Genomic DNA, 21,404 nt, shown 5'->3' on the forward strand with positions numbered 1-21,404 from the left:
CACCTCCGCCAAAAAATCCATGTGGCCGGGCGTATCCACAATGTTAACTTTACATCTGTGCCACTGGAAGGAAGTGACTGCCGCTTGAATGGTAATCCCACGCTGCCGCTCCAAAAACATGGTGTCCGTCCTCGTTGTCCCTTTTTCGACGCTCCCCGGTTCTGAAATGGCTCCGCTGGCATATAGCAGGCTTTCCGTCAATGTTGTTTTTCCTGCGTCTACATGGGCAAGGATGCCAATATTTATTATTTTCATGTGATTGTCCTCCCTTTACAGCCCCAAAGGGCATAAAAATCCCCAGCAGTAAAATACTTTTACCACTGGGGATTATAATTTGCGGACATACACATATACAGCATACACCTATTTGTGATTGCTGTTTTTTGGGATATGTCAAAATTGATAAGGCAAAAGTATTCTTAAATTGGGTACAAAAACCAAGCCCCCGTGAAAGGGACTATCATAATTCTTTGTTCCCACTATTTGATTATAGTTTTATTTAAGAATACCTTGCCGCATATTTTTTTACTCCTTTTCTGGAATGAAACTATTATATCACATCAGCTTTAGGAAAGCAAGTACCTAAAAGAAATTTTTCTTCCCCTTATATGTAACAATCATACCGGCTTCCTAGCGTTCAGAATGTTTTCTGCTGTCTGCTGTGGTGTTTGGTTGGAATTGTCCAACCAAAAGCCGATCCGTGGTGTTGTCTGCATTTTACTAAATACAAATTCAATGTATACAGAAAGATATAAGGAGTGGGAGGGATTCCGCCGTAGTTGGCATTGTAGGAAAATCCAAAAGTTTAGATTTTCCCACAATGCTTATCTTTTGGTCTTTGGTTCGGAATAGTGTAGTGCTGGCGGTCTATCTCTTGTTTTCGGTTGCTTGCTTCCTTACCGTACATGAGCATTGTTCTCCGGTTTCCACCAGTCGCCGCTGGGAAGGTTGTCCGAATTTCCGTGGCCATACATGTCGATGGAGAGTACCACAAAACCACGTCGGGCGTATTCCACGTAGTTCAAATCCTGCATTTCGCGGTTGTTATACCAGCCGTGGCTGCACACAATGGCTGGAGCAGGGGTATCCGCAGTGGCATTTTCCGGAATGAAGAGCAATGCGCTCATCTGGTGGCCACTCACCGTCTCAAATCGGAGATCTTTGACGGTAACACGGCCGAAATTACTCTGCACGAAGCTGGCCCCGGCTGCGCTGATGAGGCAAAGGATCAGGGATAGACACAGCCAGAACACGGCGGTACGTCGGACGGTTTTCTTCATGGATAAATCCTCCTCTCAAAAAAGACCGAAATATGGGGATTTTGGCGTAAAAAAAGCACACAGACATCCTTGCCTGTGTGCTTTCTACTCCATGCTCTCAGCACCCCGTTGCTGGGACAACAGTAACACTTTACACAGGAAGTTGTCAATACGGAAATGGAAAAATGTGCATAATGCAGAAAACTGGAAGAGAAAATCGGTCAATTTGACGAAAAAAGCAAAAATACACAGGACAATCTTTACAACAGCTGTGCAATCTGTCATAATGGGGCGTGTCCAGATGAGAGGAAGAGCAGGACGGGCGATATAGGTTCGCTTGTTGTGCTCTTTTTTATTTGCCTTTGTGGAAAGAGGAGAAAAGCGACATGCACCAGATCAAAGAACAGTTGATGGAAAATCCCGTAATTGCAGCGGTGAAGGAGGAACGGGCCCTGGAGGGAGCCTTGCAGTCGGACTGCGAGGTGGTATTCCTCCTCTCCAGTACCGTGCTCAACGTGGCCCAGCAGGTGGAGCGGGTGAAACAAGCGGGCAAGACCGTGTTGGTGCACATGGACCTGGTGGAAGGGCTGAGCAACCGGGAGATTGCCGTGGACGCTCTGGCCCAGCTCTGCCACCCCCACGGCATCATCAGCACCCGGCCCACCCAGGTGCGCCGGGCAAGGCATTTGGGGCTTGTGACGGTGCAGCGGGCCTTTATTTTGGACTCCATGTCCATCACCAGCCTCCACGGGCAGATTTCCGTGGGGAAACCGGATTTTATTGAGATTTTGCCGGGAATTATGCCCCGGGTCATCTCGGAAATTACTTCGCAGACCCAAATCCCCCTCATTGCCGGGGGGCTTATTAAACACAAAGAGGAGGTGTTGGATGCCATCAAGGCGGGAGCTCTGGCGGTGTCCACCACCTGTCAGGCTGTATGGGATATGTAACGCATGGAACACCACAAAACACAGGAGGCGTGTGGAAATGAAACAGTATGTGATCGCCCTGGACCAAGGCACCACCAGCAGCCGCTGCATTGTCTTTGACCGGCAGCAGAACATTGTGGCCCTGGAGCAGCGGGAGTTTGCCCAGCACTACCCCCAGCCCGGTTGGGTGGAGCACGACCCCATGGAGATCTACTCCAGCCAGTACGGGGTGCTTGTGGAGGCCCTGGTGGGCAACAGCATTGACCCCGCCGACATCGCCGCCATCGGCATTACCAACCAGCGGGAGACCGCCATTGTGTGGGACAAGGACACCGGACGACCGGTGTACAACGCCATTGTGTGGCAGTGCCGCCGCACCGCCAAGTTGTGCGAGGAGCTCAAACAGGACGCGGAGTTTACGGAATATGTCAAGGAACACACCGGACTGCTCATTGACGCCTATTTCTCAGGCACCAAGATTCAGTGGATTTTGGACCACGTGGAGGGAGCGAGGGAAAAGGCCCAGCAGGGCAAGCTGCTCTTCGGCACCGTGGATACCTGGCTGCTGTGGAAGCTCACGGGCGGCAAGGTCCACGTCACCGACTACACCAACGCCAGCCGCACCATGCTCTACAACATCCGGGACCTGTGCTGGGACGAGGCCATCTGCGCCCGGCTGGGTATTCCCATGAGCATGCTGCCAAAGGTGTGCAACTCCAGCGAAATCTATGGCTATGTGAACCTGCAAGGGGTGGAAGTACCCATTGCGGGCATCGCCGGAGACCAACAGGCGGCCCTGTTTGGCCAGACCTGCTTTGAGCCGGGCAAGGCCAAAAACACCTATGGCACCGGCTGTTTCCTACTGATGAACACGGGCGATCAGCTCTACCGCAGCCAAAACGGCCTCATCAGCACCATCGCCATCGGCTTAAACGGCAAAGTGCAGTACGCCCTGGAGGGCAGCGTGTTTGTGGGCGGGGCGGTCATCCAGTGGGTGCGGGACGAGCTGCGCTTTTTCAACGAGTCCCGGGACGCGGAGTATTACGCCCAGAAGGTGCCCGACACCGGTGGGGTGTACCTGGTGCCCGCCTTCACCGGCCTGGGCGCGCCCCACTGGGACATGTACGCCCGGGGCTGCCTCATTGGCATCACCCGGGGCACCACCCGGGAGCACATCATACGGGCGGCGCAGGAGTCCATTGCCTACCAGAGCTATGATTTGGTGGAGGCCATGGAGAAGGACACCGGCATCCGCCTTACCGAGTTGTGTGTGGACGGCGGGGCCTCCCGAGACCGGTTCCTCATGCAGTTCCAGGCGGACATTCTGGGCAAGCAGGTGCGCCGCCCCATGATTCGGGAGACCACCGCCCTGGGGGCTGCCTATCTGGCGGGACTGGCCACCGGATTTTGGAAGGACCTGGAGGAAATCAAGGCCCAGTGGACCTTGGATCACCTGTACACCCCCGACATGGACGATGAGAGACGGCAAAAGCTGTTGCGGGGCTGGCACAAGGCCGTAGGCCGCAGCTGTGCCTGGATTGACCCGGAAGAAACCTAAACCAAGAGAGAACCCCCGGTGCATCAGCACCGGGGGTTCATTTTGCGTTCGATTACTCCCAAGCGGGATTCTGGTCCGGAGAGAGGGGCTTCATCAGGTATTCCATCCCCTTTTCACCGATGATATAGGAGAAGTCCCGATCTGGGCCGTCAAAGGAGACATATACCCGGGAGGTGTTGTCAGTGGACACATCCCACAGCTGCATCACCGCCTGGTCGCCGTAGTACAAGGTGGCCTCGGGTGCCTCCTCCGGGGCCTGTCCCGCCACCGACCCAGCGCCCAGGGCCACCATGGTGTTGTAGATGGCGTAAGCATTGTCGGGGGTAATGCGCAGGGAGGCACCGTCCACTTCGGCCCGCAAATTGTTCTTGGTATAGACCTGAGTGGTCTGGGAGGAGAGGGCAGAGAGATACTGCTTGTACTGATATTGGTGCAGAAGGGTGCGGGCCACGGGGTAGACGCAGGCGGCCAATACCACCACGGCTACCACCACAATGGCTACCAGCCAACCTCGCTTGCTGTGGGGCTGGCGCTGGTTGCGGGGGACCACGTTTTCATACATGCCGGACATGGTATGCTCCTTTCAGGGGGTCAGTCCAAAACGGTGTTCAGTTCCGGGGAGAGGTAGGCGGTGAGAAGATTCCGCAGGGGGGTGTCCCATAGATCCACAGATAATACCTACTTGCTTAGAAGCTGGCGCCTCCAAACTCCAACAAGGTCAGCTGCTTGTTACGGTCAGCGGTCCAGTTGATGGACCAGCCGGAGGCAAAGAGGAGCAGCTGGTTGCCCTTGTAGTCCTCCACCAGCATGGCGTCGTTGGGCAGCACCAGGTCGTCGGAGCGGAGAGGCTGGTCTCCGTCGTGCTCAATCCAGCGCAGGAACTGGTAGGGCAGGCCCTCCACGTACAGGTCCACGCCGTATTCGCTGCGCAGGCGGTACTCCAGCACGTCAAATTGCAGGGTACCCACCACGCCCACAATGACCTCCTCCATGCCGGAGTAGGGGGTCTTGAAGATCTGGATGGCGCCCTCCTGGGCGATCTGCTCCATGCCCTTGAGGAACTGCTTGCGCTTCATGGTATCCATGGGGCGCACCCGCTTGAAGTGCTCGGGGGCAAAGGTGGGGATGGGGTTGAACTGGAACTTGTGGGAGGCGGTGCACAGGGTATCGCCAATGGAGAAAATGCCGGGGTCAAACACGCCGATGATGTCGCCGGCGTAGGCCTCCTCGATGATCTCGCGCTCGGCGGCCATGAGCTGCTGGGGCCGGGAGAGCTTGATCTTCTTGCCGCCCTGGACGTGGTACACTTCCTTGTCAGCCTGGAACTTGCCGGAGACGATGCGCATAAAGGCGATGCGGTCCCGGTGTGCCTTGTTCATGTTGGCCTGAATCTTAAAGACAAAGGCGGAGAAGTCGTCGTCAAAGGAGTCAATGAGCTCGTCTCCCGCCATGCGGGGCAGGGGGGCGGTGGTCATGCGCAAGAAGTCCTCCAGGAAGGGCTCCACACCGAAGTTGGTCAGAGCGGAGCCGAAGAACACGGGGGAGAGCTTGCCGTGGCGCACCCGCTCCATGTCAAACTCGCAGGAGGCCCCGTCCAGCAGCTCGATCTCGTCCACCAGCTGGGAGTGGAACTTCTCGCCAATGAGACCGGCCAGCTCGGGGTCGTTGAGATCCACCTCGGTAGCGATAGCGGCCTTGGCGTTGGTGTTGGAGGTGAAGTGGATGATCTTCTTGCGCTGGCGGTCGTACACACCCTTAAATTCCTTGCCGCAGCCGATGGGCCAGTTGACGGCATAGGTGTCGATGCCCAGCTCCTTCTCCAGTTCCTGGCACAGCTCAAAGGGGTCCTGAGCCTCCCGGTCCATCTTGTTGATGAAGGTGAAAATGGGAATATCCCGCATGGCGCAGACTTTGAACAGCTTCCGGGTCTGAGCCTCCACGCCCTTGGCGGCGTCAATGACCATCACGGCGGAGTCGGCGGCCATGAGGGTGCGGTAGGTGTCCTCGGAGAAGTCCTGGTGGCCCGGGGTGTCCAGAATGTTGATGCAGAACCCGTTGTACTGGAACTGCATCACGGAAGAGGTGACGGAAATACCGCGCTGCTTCTCGATCTCCATCCAGTCGGAGGTGGCGGCACGGGCATTTTTCTTGCCCTTGACCACGCCGGCCTGGGCAATGGCGCCTCCGTAGAGGAGGAACTTTTCGGTGAGGGTGGTTTTACCGGCGTCCGGGTGACTGATGATGGCGAACGTGCGTCGCCGGTTGATTTCAGCTTCGTACAGTGACAAGGAAACAACCTCCATATGATGAAATTGGGGAAGTCAGGCAAAACCGCCCCATTGTGTATGATAATGGTGTGATTATACCACCAAAGAGGGAAAAGGGCAACAGAGAAAGTGGCCCGGAGGGGCGGCAAATGGGGCAAGAGCCATCCAAGACGCATACCAGTGTCCTAGGGGACGTGGGGAAAGCCCTGCACTCCCCATTGTGGAAAGGAGGAACTGCCATGAAAGGACTCAAAGCCGTACTCAGCGACAAAAAATTTTGGGTGGCACTGGTGGGCCTGGTGGCGGGAATTGCCGTGGCTCTGGGAGTATCGGAGAGCACGGTGGCTACCGTTTCTGGCGGCGCACTGTCGGTGGTATCGGTGGTAATGTTGGCCCTCATGGGGGTCAAGACTGCCAAAACAGCCGCCACACAGCAGGAAAGCCCCGACGCGAGCTTGTTCCAGAAGGAACCAGAGGAGAGCGACCAGGAAGAAGAATAAAAGAAACTGAAAGGCCCCCGTGGGTGTGCATTGCACCCACGGGGGCCTCGTGCTCTCGTTTAAGTTTTTTTCTCCATGGGCTCCATGCTGGCCGCGAACAAGCTGGTCAGTTTGGCCATACCTTCGGAGGGGGGCTGCTGCACCGCTCTGGCGTGAATGATGTATTTGGAGGTGTTGTCTGTGGTTCGAGTGTGGGACGTGGTGGCCGACACAGTACCCGTGATGCTGGCATTGCACCCCCAGAAGTTGAGGCTGTCTGTGTTGGTCACACTTTCGGTGTTGTTGCTGGAATCCACCGCCTGTTCGTGGATCTCCATGGAGAAATCCACGGTGGCCTCATCCATGGTAAAGGCGGGCAGGGGGACCAGGGAGATGAGAGGAACTTCAATGGACATGTCCTTGGTGCTCTCCTGACCGGTTTTTGGGTCCATAATCAGGCGTTTAAAGGAAAAATTTACGGTTTTGGTACCCTTTTCCGGGTCTCCGTCCACAAAGGCCAACTGGTAGATGGTCTGAAGGTAGACCTGGCACAGCGCTGCCTGACCTTTGGCCGCTTCCAAAATGGGCTGACTGATCAACAGGCCCATGGGAAGACCGGCAAACTGCTTGGATGCATCGTCCCGAAGCATTTCCATATCCTGATTTTCCTGTTTGGTCATGTTCCATTACCTCCGGATTATAAGATTTGGGTTGTGGTTTGCACGGCACGAGCCATGCCCTCTGGGGTTTCTCCCTGCACAAAGTGGAGGGACAGCTCCCCGGCATGTGCACTGGTGTTTTCTCCCGCCAGTTCGTAGGTAGGAGTGCCGTCGTTTTCGCAGGGGACTAAGGGAATGCGGACATCCACGCTGTGGAGCAGAAGGGGACGATGGCTCATCAAGGCGGCAACGGGAACCCGAACCCGTTTTTCTGGGCCTTCTGGTACAGAGCTGGTGGGGAGCACCAAGTCCCAGGTGACCGGTTTGCGTACCCCATCCTGTCCATGGTCCGACGTTGTGAACCCCTGGTAAAACAGCAGGGCGGCTTGGAGGTCCACGGCATGGCAGGCAGTTTGTACGGAATGGCCCACCGATGTCATCAGTTCTTCCAGTGTAAAGGCCATGTTATACCCCCACAACTGCCACGCGCTCCTGAGGGACGTGATACTTTTCCTGGAGGTCGGATAACGAGGACCCCACTTCCACTAATTGCAGCTGCTTCTGGGCGGCGGCATTTCTCCACACGGCAAATCGCTGGGTATGCACCGGGGAGTTGGGATCCGGGACAAGGGGACCCAGATCGGAGATAAAATACTCGTCATGGTTGAGAAAGCTGTTTACATCCATGGGATGGTCCTCCATTTTCATAGACTGTGACTTTGGCGACGGCTGCATGCTTCGCACTGGGGATATATGTAACGTTGAGGGCGCATTTGCCCAGAGACGTTGACATACAAAGGATATCGGTGGGAATGGCAATATTGAAATAGGCCATGCAGTGGGTAGCGGACCGGATAGCGGGTTTGATACATCAGATCTTGACTTTCTACCACATAAACGAAGGGGGTGATAGACTGGATATACTGCATTTTTTGCGGCCACCACCATGCAGATGTGGGGGGGTGGTGATCGCCGATCCAACTCGTCTCCAAGAAATGCCCATTTACCCACCGCCCTCCATCCAGCCTAACCCCACAGGTGTGGCAACGAAAGGGAAGCCCCAAGCGTTGATATGCCTCTCGTAAGTGCTGTTTGGCGTGGCGCTGTCGCTATCCGTGGCGATGCCCAGGCATGGAAACTCAGCATGTCCAGGATATAATGTATTATGCCCGGATATATTTGGCGGTGTCAATACAAATGGTGGTGACGCCGACATGCGTTGTGTGTTGTGAGGCAAACGAAAGGTCTGCATGACATATCGTATGCCTATGGAGCTTATGGAACTAGGGTCAGAGTTGGCAGATCTGCGGGCCAATCTTGGGAGGATTGGCTGCCGTTTTGGTCTGTGATATCTTCCCATGCTCGTCCCTCCTTTCTTGCTACTGCATTCTATGCGCTGGGGAAGGAGATAGAACTACCATAAAAAGAAACATCGGTCAGGCAAATCGCGGGGGGCTGATGAAAAAACGGCGGGGATCATCCCCGCCGTTTTTTGCGTGGGAAAGGGCTGGGGATTGCCTTGGGTGGGGAAGAATGATATAATGAAACGCTAGTATGAATCCCAAATGGGGAAGGAGAGCCACACTATGAAGCTCATGGTCATCGACGGAAACTCCATCGTCAACCGGGCCTTTTACGGGGTCAGCCAGAATCTGTCCACCCGGGAGGGCCTGCCCACCAACGCCATTTTCGGCTTTGTCAACATCCTCTTAAAGCTGCTGGACGAGGAGAAGCCGGAGGGGTTAGCGGTGGCCTTTGATTTGAAGGCTCCCACCTTCCGCCATCTGGCGTATGAAGGGTACAAGGCCCAGCGCAAGGGGATGCCGGAGGAATTGGCGGTGCAGATGCCGGTTTTGAAGCGGCTGCTGGACGCCATGAACATCCGCCGCTATGAATTGGAGGGCTGGGAGGCCGACGACCTGCTGGGCACCATGGCCCGGGTAAACGGGGAGGAGGGCGGCCAGACCGTGGTGGTTACGGGAGACAAGGACTCTCTCCAGCTCATTACTGACTCCACCACCGTCAAGCTGGTGTCCACCCGTATGGGCCGCACCACCACCCGCAACATGACCCCCGAAGTGTTCCGGGAGGAGTATGGTTTCGACCCCATCCACATCATCGACTTGAAGGCCCTCATGGGGGATACGTCCGACAACATCCCCGGGGTCAAGGGCATCGGAGAGAAAACCGCCATGGCCCTGCTGGCCCAGTACCCCTCCATTGACGAGCTGTACGCCCACCTGGATACGGTGGAGGTCAAGCCCGCCGCCCGCAAGAAGTTGGTGGAGGGGGAGGGGGACGCCCGGATGAGCTACGACCTGGCCACCATCCGCTGTGAGGCACCCATGGACTTCCACCCCCAGGACACCCTGCGCCAGCCCTTCCACAACGACGAGCTGTACCAGCTGCTGCTGGAGTTGGAGTTCTCCAAGTTCATCGACAAGTTGGGGGTGCGTCCCACTTCCACACCGGTGGCCGAAGCTGTGGAAGAAACCCACGAAATTCGGGTGGAGGGGGTGGACCTCACGGACGAGGAGCAGCTGGCCCAGGTGCTGCCAAAGTGGGAGAAGGCAGACTTCGTAGCGGTGCTCCCCATGCCCAATCTGGACGGGGTGACGGTGGGCCTCACTGAGGGGAACAAGGACTGGCTGTATGACGTGCGCAGCAGCCGCTACCAAGGGGACTACCAGGCCCTGTTGACCCAACTCTTTGGCCCAAAGGTGAAAAAAGTGGCCCATGGAGTGAAAGAACTGTGCGAGAAGCTGCTGGAAGAGGGCATTCAAGGCGAAGGCTTTGTCTTTGACACCCAGTTGGCCGCCTATCTGCTGGATCCCACGGCGGGCAGCTATGAGTTGTCCAAGCTGTCCATGCAGTATTTTAAAAAGGAGCTGGAGGAGGCCAGGGCCTGGCGGGATGAGGAGGCCTTCGAGGCCCTGCCTGACCAGGTGAAGGCCCAGACCAAATGGTATGAAGACAACGCCTTCATTGAGGCCCTCTACGAGAAGCTGGCCCCCCAGCTGGACGAGCTGGGGCTGACCAAGTTGCTCCAGGAGATGGAGATTCCTCTGTGTTCCGTGTTGGCCAACATGGAGCGGCGGGGGGTCCTGGTGGACCGGGGCGCCCTGTCACGGTTTGGCGAGATGCTCACCGGGCGCATTGCGGACATCCAGAAGGAAATTTATGACCAGGCTGGGGAGGAGTTCAACATCCTCTCTCCCAAGCAGCTGGGCCACATTCTGTTTGAAAAACTGGGACTGCCCCCCATCAAAAAGACCAAGACTGGCTACTCCACCAACGCCGAGGTGTTGGAGAAGCTGCAATATCAGCACCCCATCGTCTCCCTGGTGCTGGAGTACCGACAGCTGACCAAGCTCAACTCCACCTATGTGGAGGGGCTGAGCAAGGTCATTGCCCCCGATGGGCGCATCCACACCAGCTTCCAGAATACCGTCACCGCCACCGGGCGGCTGTCCTCCACCGAGCCCAACTTGCAGAACATCCCCGTGCGCACCGCTTTGGGCGCGGAAATGCGCACCATGTTTGTCTCTCGACCGGGCTGGGTGCTGGTGGATGCGGACTATTCTCAAATTGAGCTGCGGCTGCTGGCCCACATGTCCGGGGACGAGGAAATGATTCGTGCCTTCCAGGATGGAGTGGACATCCACACCGTCACCGCCTCCCAGGTCTTTGGGGTGTCCCCGGACCGGGTCACCAGCGACATGCGTCGGGCGGCCAAGGCGGTGAACTTTGGCATCGTCTACGGCATTTCCCCCTTCTCCCTGTCCCAGGATATCCACGTGTCTGTGGCCCAGGCGAAAAACTATATGGAGAAGTATTTCGCCCATTACGCCGGAGTGCGGGCCTATATGGACGGGGTAGTGGAGCAGGGCAAGAGCCAGGGCTACGTCTCCACCCTGTATGGCCGCCGCCGCTGGCTGCCCGAGCTGAAAAGCTCCAACTTCAACACCCGTAGCTTTGGCGAGCGGGTGGCCCTGAATATGCCCATCCAGGGCACCGCCGCTGACATCATCAAGCTGGCCATGATCCGGGTGGAGAACCGCCTGAAGCAAGAGGGGCTCCAGGCCCAGCTGGTGCTGCAAGTCCACGACGAACTCATTGTGGAGTGCCCCCAGGAGGAGGCGGACACCGTGGCAAAGCTTCTCACCCAGGAGATGGAGGGGGTGGCCCAGCTGGCCGTGCCCCTCACCGCCGAGGCCAAGGTGGGCCAGACCTGGGCCCAGGCCCACTAAACAGGAGGTAGAAATCTGTGAAGTATACACTCACTCCCATGACCGCCGAGCACATCCCCCAGATTGCAGCTCTGGAGCGGGCCTGCTTCTCCCACCCCTGGACGGAGAGCATGCTCCAACAGGAGCTGTGGAACGAGGCCGCCGTCATTGTTGTGGCCGTGCGGGAGGACGGCGTGGTGCTGGGCTACGCCGGATTGCAGACGGTGCTGGACGAGGGATATGTTAATAATGTGGCGGTGGCCGCCAACGTCCGCCGCCAGGGCATTGCCGACGAGCTGATTGCCGCCTTTGTCCGCTTTGGACAGGCCAAGCTGTCCTTTTTGACCCTGGAGGTACGGGCCTCCAATGCTCCCGCCATTGCCCTGTACATGAAGCACGGCTTTGCCCAGGTGGGACGGCGGAGAGACTACTACGACGACCCCAAAGAGGATGCCATTTTGATGACACTGGAGTTTGACCATGGAACTCAAAACGCTGAATGAAAAGGAACTGACCGCCCTGTACCGGGACGAAATGGAATATGACTTTCCCAAAAGTGAGCTCAAGCCCCTGGGTGCCATGCTGCGCCTGATGGAGCTGGGCCAATACGATCCCCTGTTGGTGACTGAGAACGGGGAAGCGGTGGGCTACGCCATGATGTGGCTACCCAAGTCCCGCCAAGGCGGGTTGCTGGAGTACCTGGGGGTATTGCGGGGCAAGCGCAGCTCAGGGCTGGGCTCCCAGATTTTGTCCCTGTTGCAGGAGCGATATGGACAGCTGTTTGGAGAGGCGGAGGCCCCCACCAGCGACAACGAGGAAGAAAACGACCTGCGCCGCCGTCGCATTGGATTTTATCAGCGCAACGGCTTCCGGGTGCTGGACTATGAGTGCGCCCTGTTCGGCGTGCATTTTAACTGCCTGTACTGCGGGCCCCAGCGGGATGACCGGGCGGTAGAGCAGCTCCACCGCAGCGTCTACGCCGATTATTTCACCCCCCAGCACATGCAACGGTATATTCAACTGCCTCTGAAAGAGGGGGAGGACATTCATCCCGCCCCCGCCTGGACCGAGGAGTATGACCCCTTGGAATACGAGAGAAAGGTGATTGTATGAAGATTCTAGCCTTTGAATCCTCCTGCGACGAGACCGCCGCTGCGGTGATGGAGGATGGCCGCACCATATTGTCCTCGGTGATTGCCTCTTCGGCGGATATGCACGCCATTTACGGCGGCGTGGTGCCGGAGATTGCCTCCCGCAAGCACGTGGAGGCCATTTCCGGCCTGGCCGACGAGGCCCTGCGTCAGGCGGGTGTGGATAAGTCGGACATTGACGCTGTGGCGGTGACCCACGCCCCGGGCCTCATTGGTGCTTTGCTGGTGGGGGTGTCCTTTGCCAAATCGGTGGCTTACGGCTTGGGTGTGCCCCTCATCCCCGTACACCACGTGCGGGGCCACATTGCCGCCAACTACATCGCCCACGCCGACCTGGAGCCGCCCTTTTTGTGCCTGTGCGTCTCCGGCGGCACCACTGCCCTGGTGGATGTGAAGGACTACACCCACTTTGAGGTGCTGGGTGGCACCCGGGACGATGCCGCAGGCGAGTGCTTTGACAAAATTGCCCGGGTGTTGGGCCTGGGCTATCCCGGCGGAGGCCCCATGGACAAAATGGCCCAGGGGGGCAATGACAAAGCCTACACCTTCCCCCGGGCGCATGTGGCAGATCATCCCCTGGACATGTCCTTCTCGGGGCTGAAAACTGCCGTACTCAACACCGTTCACAACGCCCAACAGAAGGGGGAGGAGCTGAATCTCCACGACCTGGCCGCCTCCTTTGCCGCTGCCGTGTCCGACACCTTGGTGCCCCGCACCATGGAGGCCAACCGGATGTTGGGTTACAACAAGATCGCCGTGGCCGGCGGCGTAGCCGCCAACAGCCGCATCCGGGCAGATTTGCAGCGGGAGTGCGAGAAAGTGGGGGCCAAGCTGTGGCTGCCGCCCCTGTCCTTGTGTGGAGATAATGCGGCGATGATTGGATGCCAGGGCTACTATGAATACTTGGCTGGCAACACCGCCGGGTGGGACTTAAACGCCAAGGCCAGTCTGGACATTTCCAAAGGATAACAGTCCCACTGGCGGTGTTGCCCGGGGACCCCGCAGGGCGGGGCGGCGCAGATGCGCCGTACGAGTATTTTCCCATGGGGAAAATCTCGGCGCAGGGGGAATTCACTTCCCCCGAGCATTGAAATCATACAGGGTTCCCACGGAGCTGTGCTCCGTGGGAGTACAACACCGTCGGGTGGGACTTAAACGCCAAGGCCAGTCTGGACATTTCCAAGGATCGCTGAGACTTCCACAATCCTTGTGCAAATTGTAGAAATATTTCTCTGTTTTTTTGGTGCGCCCCGAGTTTAGACCGCTGGGAACATTTGTTTCCCCTATATCTTGTGGAATTGTCGAATGCTGTCGAAATTCACGAACGATTTTTCTTGCATTTGATTCTTTCTCCCTTATACTGTCATTTTAGAGAGAGGAAAGGAGAGGAAACTTTGGACACCCGCGAGATTTGTTTGGAAACACTAAACCTGCAAGACGAGGCAGGCGTGGAGCATTGCTTCCACTATTTTATCGTTATGGAGCAGCTGGAACTGGAGGGCTACTCAGGAGAGAGTTACGGAGTGAAAATCGAGGAGAAGGAGACGGGGCAGATCGCTGTGGTGCCTCATGTGACCACCTACTCCTCGGTGATTTACCAGCTGGCCCGCACGTTAATTGACCATCAGGTGACGCCTTGCACCCTGGTGGATGTGATACAGGATTGGCTCTGATAAAAGGAAAAATCGCGCCCATAAGGGCGCGATTTTTTGCTTATTGGGGTAGTGATAGAATGTCTTGAGCCACTTGGTCGGCCACCTGATACACCCCGTCAAAGTCCACATGGGGATTGTAGTAGCCCTCCAGTACGTCGTGGGCCTCTTTGGCCTGACGCAGGCCGTCGATGGCCTGATCCACCAAGGCCTGGGCCACCTTTTGGGCAAAACGCAGCCGGGGGCGGCTGGCCCGGTACACCTCCCGGTCCACCATGGCATCCAGCCGCAGGCGGCGGAAGGGGTGATGGGGCCAGGGGGTGTGGGAATTGGAGGTGACAAAGGCCAGGGACAGGTCGGGGAAGATGAGGTGGGCCAGTCGATCCGGGGCCATGGGGTCAGGGCAGGCCAGCACACGGTGTCCGGTGGCCAGCGCGGCGGAGAGGATGGGGGCCAGCAGGTCATGGGCCAGACCGTAGCTGTCCCACAGCTCATAGACCCGGTCTGCCTGCCCTTCCACCGTCTCCCACAGGGTGAGACTGCCCTGGTGGGTCACCGCGGAGAGAAAGCCCTGGGTCTCCTCCCCGGGGGTGGCGGCTACGGGCTTGAGCTCCCGGGCAATGATGCCCCGGGCTCGACGGGCCAGCTTTTGGGTCAGCCAATCCGAGCTCACCCGGTCCCGCACGTCTCCCAGCAGCTCCCCCGCGGCCCCCAGGCAGCGGTACACCCGCTTGTAACAGGCGGAGCACTGGTGGGTGGCGGCGAGAATGGAGTCCTTTAGGGGCTGGAGTTCTTTCCAGTTGTAAAAGTGGCTTAAATCCACGTACCGCTCTACCACGCCGGCGCAGGCGGGCTCCACTACGTGGGGGGCGGTTCCATCCACAACAGCTGCACCCAACTGTGGAAGTATCACCGCATCCAGAGAACCCGGGTCTCCGGAGCAGGGAACTTCCACCACTTCATACCCAGCTTGTTGAGCCTTCTGGCCCACTCGGCGCATAAGGGAGGATTTTCCGCACCCGGCCCCGCCCTTTAAGATGTACACAGCTTGGTGTTTGGTGGGGTCGGACAGCTGATGGTACAGGGAATAAAAGCCCAAAGGGGTGTTGCCACCCAGAAAATATTGAATATTTGGCATCGGTCAGGCCTCCTCGGCAAAGAAATTACAACTCAACCTATGCCAAACTTGGGAAAGGGGTGAGAGTAACCAGGGGGATGACCGACCGCCTATGGGGCAAAACCGACCGATGGTAGAAAAACAGTGGAAATGCCCTCAGAGATTCTTTATACTAGCCTCAACCAGGGAGGTGATAGAGCATGCAAGTGGAAATCAAACTGGACCCCAACTGTGAACAGACCCGCATTGTGGTGGTCACAGCCCAGGTGGATGAGCAGATCTATGATTTGGTGCAACAGCTGTCCCAGCAGTCGCCTACCATTTTGTCTGGCTTTCGCGGAGAGGAGGCGGAGATTTTGGACCCGTCCCAGCTTCTCCGGGTGTACGCCTCGGATGGGAAGGTGATGGCGGTGACTACCGGAGGAGAATACCTGTTGAAAATGCGACTGTACGAGGTGGAGAAACGGCTGGACAAACGAAACTTTGTGCGCATCTCCCACTCGGAGATTATCAATCTCAAGCATGTGAAAAAATTTGACCTGAGCTATACCGGTACCATATGCGTCTGTTTCCTGGATGGGAGCACCTCCTATGTGTCCAGAAGAAATGTGGCGAAAATCAAAGAAGTATTGGGATTGTGAGGGATGAACATGAAACGAATGGTATGGATTCGCTGCCTCTTGGGGGCGGGATTGGGAATTAGCATCAGCACAGTGATCGCCATTGTGGTGTCGGCTATGTTGGGGGATGGAAACTATTATGCCGTCCATCCCCAGCTGATCCAGGATGCAGGGTCGGAGTTGACCGCCGTGGTGCTTCAAACTGTGGTGTCGGTTTTGTACGGCGCTGCCTGGGGAGGGGCCTCCGTGATTTGGGAGAGAGAGGACTGGGGCCTCACGCGCCAGACTCTCACCCATTTGGTGATTTGCTCCTTGGCTACCTTCCCGGTGGCCTATCTGATGCGCTGGATGGACCGGAATGTGATGGGAGTGGTGAGCTACTTCGCCATTTTCCTGGCCGTTTATGCAGGGGTGTGGGTGTTCCAGTTTAGCCGCATGAAACGACGCATTGCCCGTATCAATCGGTACATGCAGCAGTCAGAATGATGGAGGAAAGACGACCCGGCAAGGCTGAGCGGTGACCACCGCTCAGCCTTGCCGGGTCGTTTGTGATGTGGCCGTTTGTCCCCCGTGGAAAAGGGGCTTGAAAATTTGAGTCAATGGGGTATATTGGCATTGAACCGATTCGGTCAAACCCAATAGGTCAAGGAGAACGCCTATGAATCCACGTTTTCGAGAATTACCGGAGGAGAAACAACTGGCCATCCTCATCGCTGCCAAGGCGGGGGTGTCCAAGGGACTGCTGTTTTACTACTTCCACAACAAAAAGGAGCTGTATTTTGCCGTGTATCACTATGCCTTGGAGACAGTGACCCGGGCGGTGGTGGATGAGAAGCTGTGGAACATCACAGATTTCTATGAGCTGCTCCACGATTCCGCTGTGAAAAAGATGGAGGTGCTGGGCAAACACCCTTATATTATGGATTTCAGCATTCGTTCCTATTTCTCCGAAAAAGAGGATGTGTCCGAAGGCCTCAAGCAGGTGAATGTCCAGGGGGTGGATGATATCTTTGAGACCTACTTTTCTGGAGTGGATTTCACCAAATTCAAAGAGGAGGTGGACCCGCGTCGGATCTATAACATGCTGATTTGGATGATGGACGGCTATCTGCACGCTTGGAGAATGCAGGGAGCACCCTTGGATGTGGAGAAGATGCAGAATGAATTCATCCAGTGGATCACGATACTGAAAAACAGCACATACCGGGAGGAATATTTATGAATGTCATCTGTGTGGAACACCTGACCCGGGACTATGGAGGCGGCAAGGGCGTGTTTGACGCCAACTTCCAGGTCTCCCAGGGGGAAGTCTTTGGCTTTTTAGGCCCAAATGGGGCGGGAAAGACCACCACCATCCGGCACCTGATGGGATTTTTGCGGGCTCAGCAGGGGCGCTGCACCATCGCTGGGCTGGACTGCTGGAAGGACCGGGCCCGCATCCAGGCCCAGCTGGGTTATGTCCCTGGAGAGATCAGCTTTTTTGACGATATGACCGGTGGGGACTACCTGAAATTTCTGGAGCGGTACCGGAACCTACGGGGGGAACATCGGAAGCAGGAATTGCTGGACTATTTTCAGATGGACCCCAAGGGGAAGATCAAGAAGATGAGCAAGGGCATGAAGCAGAAGCTGGGCCTGGTGGCTGCCCTGATGCACGACCCGGAGATTTTAATTTTCGACGAGCCCACCAGCGGCCTGGACCCCCTGATGCAGAGCCGGTTTGTGGACCTGGTGGCGGCGGAAAAGAAGAAGGGCAAAACCATTCTTCTCTCCAGCCACATGTTTGAAGAGGTGGAGCGCACCTGCGACCGCATTGGAATCATCCGGGGCGGCAAGATGGTGGCGGTGGACGGGGTGGAGCAGTTGCGGGAGCGCCATGTGCGGCCCTATACCGTCACCCTGGACAGTGAGGAGCTGGCCGCTGCCTTTGCCCGGGACTTCCATGGAACCCAGGATGGGTGCCGAGTAACCGTGACCACCCGGCACAGCCTGGAGGAGATTTTCATGAACTATTACGGAGGTGATGGGGCATGTTGAACGGGGTATTGTTTCGCCGAGGCATGAAGGGCAGTGTCAAGTTGCTGCTCATTTTGGCGGCGGTGCTGGCCATGTATGTGGTCATCATCGTCAGTATGTATGAGCCGGAAATGGCCCAGCTGTTGGACAGCTATGTGGAGCTGATGCCGGAACTGATGGCAGCGGTGGGCATGACCGGAGGAGCTACCAGCCTGATGGGATTTCTGTGCTCCTATCTGTATGGCTTCATTCTGCTCATTTTCCCCATGCTCTTTTGCATCCTCCGGGGTAATGGACTGGTGGCCAAGTATGTGGACGATAGTTCCATGGCCTCCTTACTGTCCGCCCCCGTACGGCGCAGCACCATCGCCCTGACCCAGGGGGCGGTGCTGGTGAGTGGGACCCTCATTTTGTCGGTGTACATCACAGCACTGGAGTGGTTCAGCGGGGAATACTATTTTCCTGGCCAGCTGGAGTTGGAGCAGCTGTTGCGGGTTAACGCGGGGCTCTTTTGCCTGCACCTGTGCCTGGGCGGTATCTGTTTTCTGGCCTCCTGCCTGTTTTCTGAGACCAAATACAGCCTGGGGGTGGGGGCTGGCCTGCCCATTTTGATGTATGTCTTCCAGATGATGGCCAACATGGGGGGCAAGGCGGAGACGGCCAAGTATTTCACGGTGTTCACCCTCTTCCAGCCCGAGGAGCTGGCTGCCGGGGAGAGCGGCGCGGTGGCGGGGGCCTTAGTGCTGCTGGCCTTGGGGCTTGTCCTGTACGGGGCTGCGGTGGCGGTGTTCACCCGCAAGGATTTACACATTTAATTGGGAGAAGTGGCAGTTGAAAACAGCTGGAAAATACGGTATAATCAAAGGACTGTGAAACTTCTCCCCCTTTGGGGAGGTCAGATACTACTTTTGGGAGCAATGCTCCTGTTTGATTGGAAGTGTGGAAGTTGAAGTACGATTTTGCCAATTTGGAGCCCAAGTGGCAGAAGAAGTGGGAGGACGCTAAGGTCTACGCCGCCCACGACAACAGCGAAAAGAAGAAATTTTACGGCCTGGTGGAGTTCCCCTACCCCTCCGGCCAGGGCCTGCACGTGGGCCATCCCCGGCCCTATACCGCCATGGACATCGTCTGCCGCAAAAAGCGCATGGATGGTTACAATGTCCTGTTCCCCATGGGCTTTGACGCCTTCGGCCTGCCCACCGAGAACTACGCCATCAAAAACCACATTCACCCCGCCAAGGTGACCCACGATAACATCCAGAACTTCACCAGCCAGCTGAAAATGCTGGGCTTTGGCTTTGACTGGGATCGTGTCATCGATACCACCGATCCCAAGTACTACAAGTGGACCCAGTGGATTTTCCTCCAGCTGTACAAGCACGGTCTGGCCTACAAGGCCACCATGCCGGTCAACTGGTGCACCTCCTGTAAGTGCGTACTGGCTAACGAGGAAGTGGTGGACGGTGTGTGCGAACGCTGCGGCTCCCCCGTCATCCGCAAGGAGAAGAGCCAGTGGATGCTGAAGATCACCGAGTATGCCCAGCGCCTCATCGACGATCTGGACGAGGTGGACTTCATCGAGCGGGTGAAGACCCAGCAGCGCAACTGGATTGGCCGCTCCACCGGCGCCGAGGTGACCTTCTACTCTACCAACGGCGACCCCATCGTGGTGTTTACCACCCGTCCCGACACCCTGTTCGGCGCCACCTACATGGTGCTGGCTCCTGAGCACGCCCTGGTGGCAGAGTGGAAGGAGAAGGGCCTTTTGAAGAACGTGGAGGACGTGGAGGCCTATCAGCGGGCCGCCGCTGCCAAGTCCGACCTGGAGCGCGCCGAGCTGAGCAAGGAAAAGACCGGCGTGAAGCTGGACGGCGTGGCTGGCATCAACCCCGTTAACGGCAAGGAGATCCCCATCTTCATCTCCGATTACGTTCTGTCTACCTACGGCACCGGCGCCATCATGGCCGTGCCTGCCCACGACGACCGCGACTGGGCTTTTGCTAAGAAGTTCGGCTGTGAGATCATCGAGGTGGTCTCCGGCGGCGAGGACGTGCAGAAGGCCGCCTTCACCGCCAAGGATGAGACCGGCATCATGGTCAACTCCGACTTCCTCAACGGCCTGACCGTGAAGGACGCTATCCCGGCCATCACCAAGTGGCTGGAGGAGAAGGGCATCGGCGTGGCCAAGGTCAACTACAAGCTGCGCGACTGGGTGTTCTCCCGTCAGCGTTACTGGGGTGAGCCCATCCCCATGGTGTGGTGTGACAAGTGCGGCTGGGAGCCTCTGCCCGAGGATCAGCTGCCCCTGCTGCTGCCTGACGTGGACAGCTACGAGCCCACCGATGACGGCGAATCCCCCCTGTCCAAGATGACCGACTGGGTCAACACCACCTGCCCCAAGTGCGGCGGTCCCGCCCGTCGGGAAACCGACACCATGCCCCAGTGGGCCGGTTCCAGCTGGTACTACCTGCGCTATATGGACCCCCACAACGACAAGGCTCTGGCCTCCAAGGAGGCTCTGAACTACTGGTCTCCCGTGGACTGGTATAACGGCGGTATGGAGCACACCACTTTGCACCTGCTCTACTCCCGCTTCTGGCACAAGTTCCTCTACGACATCGGCGTGGTGCCCACCAAGGAGCCCTATCAGAAGCGCACCAGCCATGGCATGATCCTGGGCGAGGGCGGCGAGAAGATGTCCAAGTCCCGGGGCAACGTGGTCAACCCCAACGACATCGTGGCCCAGTACGGCGCCGATACCTTGCGCCTGTATATCATGTTCATTGGCGACTTCGAGCAGGCCGCTGTGTGGTCGGACAACGCCGTGAAGGGCTGTAAGCGCTTCCTGGACAAGGTGTGGAACCTGGCCGAGAGCTGCAAGGATGACGAGAACCAGTCCGAGGCCAACGCCGCTTCCCTGCACAAGTGCATCAAGAAGGTGGCCGACGACATCGAGGGCATGAAGTTCAACACCGCCATTGCCGCCATGATGAGCCTGGTCAACGAGTTTGGCCAGAACGGCTGCACCAAGGGCGACATGAAGGCCCTCATTACCATGCTGTCCCCCTTCGCGCCCCACATTGCCGAGGAGCTGTGGGAGATGCTGGGTTACAACGCGCAGCTGGGCTTTGTCTGCCAGCAGCCCTGGCCCGAGTACGACGAGAGCAAGACCGTGGCCTCTGTGCTGAACCTGGTGGTACAGGTCAACGGCAAGGTGCGCGCCAACATCCAGGTGCCCGCCGATGCCGACAACGACGCCATTGTGGCCGCTGCCCAGGCCGACGAGAAGGTGCAGAAGTTCACCCAGGGCATGAACCTGGTGAAGACCATCGTGGTGCCCGGCCGTCTGGTCAACCTGATTGTCAAGCCCTGAGTTTCCATCCTATCCCAGTAACCGAAAGGGTTTTTGCGGTTGACGATAAATTGGTGTTGACAAGCGCGTAAAAATTTCATATAATACCACTGTTA

22 protein-coding genes are annotated in these 21,404 nt (G+C 57.3%); 14 read left to right on the forward strand and 8 right to left on the reverse strand.

The features are described 5' to 3' along the window. Window positions 1–255, reverse strand: a 255-nt coding sequence (locus tag B5G37_RS01390; protein WP_143482849.1) for a GTP-binding protein, incomplete at its 3' end; no start/stop codon positions are given. Between the two features lie 641 nt (window positions 256–896). Beyond that, window positions 897–1,280: an acetylxylan esterase gene (locus tag B5G37_RS01405; protein ID WP_204217830.1), complete on the reverse strand. Its 384-nt coding sequence runs from the start codon at window positions 1,278–1,280 to the stop codon at window positions 897–899. A 365-nt stretch (window positions 1,281–1,645) separates the two neighbouring features. Here B5G37_RS01405 and B5G37_RS01415 point away from each other — a divergent pair, with 365 nt between their 5' ends. Beyond that, complete coding sequence (locus B5G37_RS01415; protein ID WP_087253048.1) at window positions 1,646–2,209, forward strand: glycerol-3-phosphate responsive antiterminator; 564 nt, start codon at window positions 1,646–1,648, stop codon at window positions 2,207–2,209. Window positions 2,210–2,246: 37 nt separating this feature from the next. Next, on the forward strand, window positions 2,247–3,746 hold the full coding sequence (gene glpK, locus B5G37_RS01420; protein ID WP_087253050.1) for a glycerol kinase GlpK: 1,500 nt from the start codon (window positions 2,247–2,249) through the stop codon (window positions 3,744–3,746). Between the two features lie 52 nt (window positions 3,747–3,798). On the opposite strand, the gene B5G37_RS01425 is transcribed toward glpK, so the two are convergent. Both B5G37_RS01425 and B5G37_RS01430 read right to left on the reverse strand, forming a co-directional pair. After that, window positions 3,799–4,317 carry a hypothetical protein gene (locus B5G37_RS01425; RefSeq protein WP_087253051.1) on the reverse strand — a complete coding sequence of 173 codons (519 nt, stop codon included), beginning with the start codon at window positions 4,315–4,317 and terminating at the stop codon, window positions 3,799–3,801. 115 nt (window positions 4,318–4,432) lie between these two features. Beyond that, window positions 4,433–6,034, reverse strand: a complete 1,602-nt coding sequence (locus B5G37_RS01430) for a peptide chain release factor 3 (protein ID WP_087253053.1) — start codon at window positions 6,032–6,034, stop codon at window positions 4,433–4,435. A 218-nt stretch (window positions 6,035–6,252) separates the two neighbouring features. Between B5G37_RS01430 and B5G37_RS01435 the strand changes: the two genes are divergently transcribed. After that, window positions 6,253–6,513, forward strand: coding sequence for a hypothetical protein (locus B5G37_RS01435; RefSeq protein ID WP_087253055.1), 261 nt, complete (start codon window positions 6,253–6,255; stop codon window positions 6,511–6,513). A gap of 59 nt (window positions 6,514–6,572) precedes the next feature. On the opposite strand, the gene B5G37_RS01440 is transcribed toward B5G37_RS01435, so the two are convergent. From B5G37_RS01440 to B5G37_RS01450, 3 genes are read right to left on the reverse strand one after another with little or no spacing between them, the layout of a single operon-like run. After that, on the reverse strand, window positions 6,573–7,172 hold the full coding sequence (locus B5G37_RS01440) for a DUF2589 domain-containing protein (RefSeq protein ID WP_204217832.1): 600 nt from the start codon (window positions 7,170–7,172) through the stop codon (window positions 6,573–6,575). A gap of 17 nt (window positions 7,173–7,189) precedes the next feature. Beyond that, entirely contained in the window at window positions 7,190–7,615 is a 426-nt protein-coding gene (locus B5G37_RS01445; RefSeq protein WP_087253057.1) for a hypothetical protein, read from the reverse strand. A 1-nt stretch (window position 7,616) separates the two neighbouring features. After that, a complete protein-coding gene (locus B5G37_RS01450) occupies window positions 7,617–7,838 on the reverse strand; it encodes a hypothetical protein (RefSeq protein ID WP_087253061.1) in 222 nt (73 codons plus the stop codon). Window positions 7,839–8,737: 899 nt separating this feature from the next. Here B5G37_RS01450 and polA point away from each other — a divergent pair. From polA to B5G37_RS01475, 5 genes are all read left to right on the forward strand, one after another. After that, window positions 8,738–11,401, forward strand: a complete 2,664-nt coding sequence (polA, locus tag B5G37_RS01455; protein ID WP_087253063.1) for a DNA polymerase I — start codon at window positions 8,738–8,740, stop codon at window positions 11,399–11,401. A 17-nt stretch (window positions 11,402–11,418) separates the two neighbouring features. Further along, the gene (rimI, locus tag B5G37_RS01460; protein WP_242962731.1) at window positions 11,419–11,883 is read left to right on the forward strand and encodes a ribosomal protein S18-alanine N-acetyltransferase; all 465 of its coding nucleotides are present in this window, start codon (window positions 11,419–11,421) and stop codon (window positions 11,881–11,883) included. Further along, the gene (locus tag B5G37_RS01465; RefSeq protein ID WP_087253066.1) at window positions 11,861–12,493 is read left to right on the forward strand and encodes a GNAT family N-acetyltransferase; all 633 of its coding nucleotides are present in this window, start codon (window positions 11,861–11,863) and stop codon (window positions 12,491–12,493) included. The genes rimI and B5G37_RS01465 overlap by 23 nt, the downstream gene beginning before the upstream one ends. Further along, the gene (gene tsaD / locus B5G37_RS01470; RefSeq protein WP_087253067.1) at window positions 12,490–13,500 is read left to right on the forward strand and encodes a tRNA (adenosine(37)-N6)-threonylcarbamoyltransferase complex transferase subunit TsaD; all 1,011 of its coding nucleotides are present in this window, start codon (window positions 12,490–12,492) and stop codon (window positions 13,498–13,500) included. The genes B5G37_RS01465 and tsaD overlap by 4 nt, the downstream gene beginning before the upstream one ends. 425 nt (window positions 13,501–13,925) lie before the next feature. Continuing rightward, the gene (locus B5G37_RS01475; protein WP_087253069.1) at window positions 13,926–14,204 is read left to right on the forward strand and encodes a DUF6514 family protein; all 279 of its coding nucleotides are present in this window, start codon (window positions 13,926–13,928) and stop codon (window positions 14,202–14,204) included. Window positions 14,205–14,244: 40 nt separating this feature from the next. Here B5G37_RS01475 and B5G37_RS01480 read toward each other — a convergent pair whose 3' ends face one another. Then, window positions 14,245–15,321, reverse strand: a complete 1,077-nt coding sequence (locus B5G37_RS01480; RefSeq protein WP_242962732.1) for a hypothetical protein — start codon at window positions 15,319–15,321, stop codon at window positions 14,245–14,247. A 179-nt stretch (window positions 15,322–15,500) separates the two neighbouring features. On the opposite strand from B5G37_RS01480, the gene B5G37_RS01485 reads away from it, so the two are divergent. The 6 genes from B5G37_RS01485 (at window position 15,501) to leuS (ending at window position 21,309) form a co-directional block, all read left to right on the forward strand. Continuing rightward, window positions 15,501–15,941: a LytTR family DNA-binding domain-containing protein gene (locus B5G37_RS01485; protein WP_087253070.1), complete on the forward strand. Its 441-nt coding sequence runs from the start codon at window positions 15,501–15,503 to the stop codon at window positions 15,939–15,941. Window positions 15,942–15,950: 9 nt separating this feature from the next. Continuing rightward, entirely contained in the window at window positions 15,951–16,406 is a 456-nt protein-coding gene (locus B5G37_RS01490; RefSeq protein WP_087253365.1) for a DUF3021 domain-containing protein, read from the forward strand. Between the two features lie 172 nt (window positions 16,407–16,578). Beyond that, the gene (locus B5G37_RS01495) at window positions 16,579–17,142 is read left to right on the forward strand and encodes a TetR/AcrR family transcriptional regulator (RefSeq protein WP_087253072.1); all 564 of its coding nucleotides are present in this window, start codon (window positions 16,579–16,581) and stop codon (window positions 17,140–17,142) included. Then, window positions 17,139–17,957, forward strand: coding sequence for an ABC transporter ATP-binding protein (locus B5G37_RS01500; RefSeq protein WP_087253074.1), 819 nt, complete (start codon window positions 17,139–17,141; stop codon window positions 17,955–17,957). Before B5G37_RS01495 ends, B5G37_RS01500 begins: the two co-directional genes overlap by 4 nt. Then, the gene (locus tag B5G37_RS01505; protein ID WP_087253077.1) at window positions 17,951–18,751 is read left to right on the forward strand and encodes an ABC transporter permease subunit; all 801 of its coding nucleotides are present in this window, start codon (window positions 17,951–17,953) and stop codon (window positions 18,749–18,751) included. Before B5G37_RS01500 ends, B5G37_RS01505 begins: the two co-directional genes overlap by 7 nt. A 131-nt stretch (window positions 18,752–18,882) precedes the next feature. Continuing rightward, the gene (gene leuS, locus B5G37_RS01510) at window positions 18,883–21,309 is read left to right on the forward strand and encodes a leucine--tRNA ligase (protein WP_087253078.1); all 2,427 of its coding nucleotides are present in this window, start codon (window positions 18,883–18,885) and stop codon (window positions 21,307–21,309) included. Window positions 21,310–21,404: the final 95 nt, after the last annotated feature.

Origin of the sequence: Pseudoflavonifractor sp. An85 (genome assembly GCF_002161235.1) — a bacterium.
GTDB lineage: Bacteria > Bacillota > Clostridia > Oscillospirales > Oscillospiraceae > Enterenecus.